This window comes from Myxococcus vastator (assembly GCF_010894475.1).
Classification (GTDB): domain Bacteria; phylum Myxococcota; class Myxococcia; order Myxococcales; family Myxococcaceae; genus Myxococcus; species Myxococcus vastator.
Genome location: NZ_JAAIYB010000791.1, coordinates 1 through 1,811 on the forward strand (window position 1 = coordinate 1; position 1,811 = coordinate 1,811).

The following is a 1,811-nucleotide window of genomic DNA, read 5'->3' on the forward strand; positions in this document are numbered from 1 at the left end:
CCCGATAGATGGGTCGAAATCCGGGGGATGCTCCGAGTCCATCGGGGCATCCCCCGTTGCTTTGCGGGGCACCCGGCCGGTGCGCTCACGCCCCCCGCGGCACGGACGTGCCACGGGCGCGGAGGAGGGGCGGTGCGAGGAGGCGCTTCACCCGCCCCTCCGGCCGCCCATCCCCGCGCTCGGAGGCTTGCTCAGCCCGCGGTGGCGGTGCCGCGCTCCTGGTGCCACGCGGCCAGCACTTCCTTCTCGCGTTCAGCGGACAGGCCGGAGCGCGGCTTCGCCTGACGCTCGGGCGGCAGCGTCTTGAACCAGGCCAGCGTGTCGCGAATCGTCTCCGTGGCCGGGCGGAACGTGAGGCCCGCCGCCAGCGCCTTGGCGATGCTCACCTTGCCGATGCCGCCCTCTTCACCGTTGCGCGGCATCCAGGCGGGCATGTCCGACCACGCCTCCACCTTGTGCTTTTTCAGGAAGTCGGTGTCCACCCACGTGAAGCGCGCGTCGCTGCCCAGGGCCGTCTTGTTGGCCTCCAGGAAGTCCCGCATCAGCAGGTCCTGGCTGGGGCCGGTGACGTTGAAGATGCCGGTGATGCGGCGCTCCACGGAGCGGATGATGAACGCCGCCAAATCCTGGGCGTCAATGAACTGAAGGGGGTCCTGCCCGTCGCCGGGCGCCAGCACCTCACCGCCGCGGGCCACGCGCAGGGGCCAATAGGTGAAGCGGTCGGACGGGTCATCCGGCCCGACGATGAGGCCCGGCCGCACGTTGAGGACGCGCCCCGGCAGGGCGGCCTCGGCGGCCTGTTCGCACAGCGCCTTCAGCGCGCCGTAGTGCTTGTCCACCTCCTCGGTCGCCGGGTCCTCCAGCGTGGCGACGGCGGCCGTCTCGTCGAGCCCCTGCCGCGACAGGTCCTTGTAGACGGAGATGGAGGACACGAAGGTGTAGTGCTGGACGTGCGGGGCCAGCAGCTCCGCGGAGGCGCGCACGACGCGCGGCACATAGCCGGAGGTGTCCACCACCGCGTCCCACTTGCGGCCCTCCAGCGCCTTCAGGCCTTCGCCCTTGTTCGGGTCGCGGTCACCCGCGAGCTTCTCCACATCCGGGAAGAGGTTCGGATTCGTCTTCCCCCGGTTGAAGAGCGTGACGGTGTGGCCGCGCGAGCGCGCGAACTCCACCAGCGCCGGCCCCAGGAACGCGGTGCCGCCCAGGATGAGGATGCGCAGCGGCGCGGCGGGCGCGGAGGACTGCTCCCCCTGCCCCTGGGTGGAAGACGCGGCGGTGCCGGACGTGCCCGTGGTGGCGCACCCCATGGCCCAGAGCGAGCCGGCCGCGGCCGCTCCCTGAATCACACTCCTGCGAGACAGCGTCATGCGGGATTCCTCCTGCGTGTGTGGACTGACTGCGTGTGGATGGTCGCTACCGGGCCGCGGCCTCTTCGGGCACCGGCGCCTCGGGCGCGGCGGACGGCACCGGCTCTGCCTGCCGCCGCTGATGACGCGCCAGGTACAGCGACACGCCCAGCCACAGCCCGGCCAGGGGCACCGCCGCCAGCGACAGGCCCGTCGTGCCCAGGCCCAGCTTCGTGAGGCCGCCCTGGAGCCAGGCGCTCACCGTGTCACTGCCGCGGTACACCACCGTGTCGATGAAGCTCTTCGACTTGTAGCGCGCCTCGCGGTCCACGGTGGTGAAGAGGACCTCTCGCGAGGGCCGCTCCAGCGCGTAGTGGCTGGCGCCGCGCACCGCCTTGAACAGGATGAGCACGGTCAGCACCGGCATGGCGGCCAGCCCCAGGACTGTCTCTTATANACANCTGA

1 protein-coding gene and 1 pseudogene are annotated in these 1,811 nt (G+C 71.3%); both read right to left on the bottom strand.

The window, feature by feature from the left end:
* Positions 1-191: 191 nt before the first annotated feature.
* Positions 192-1,367 carry an SDR family oxidoreductase gene (locus G4D87_RS37305; protein WP_163787526.1) on the bottom strand — a complete coding sequence of 392 codons (1,176 nt, stop codon included), beginning with the start codon at positions 1,365-1,367 and terminating at the stop codon, positions 192-194.
* Positions 1,368-1,413: 46 nt separating this feature from the next.
* Positions 1,414-1,788, bottom strand: a pseudogene (locus G4D87_RS37310) (MFS transporter); the annotation flags it as partial.
* Positions 1,789-1,811 lie beyond the last annotated feature (23 nt).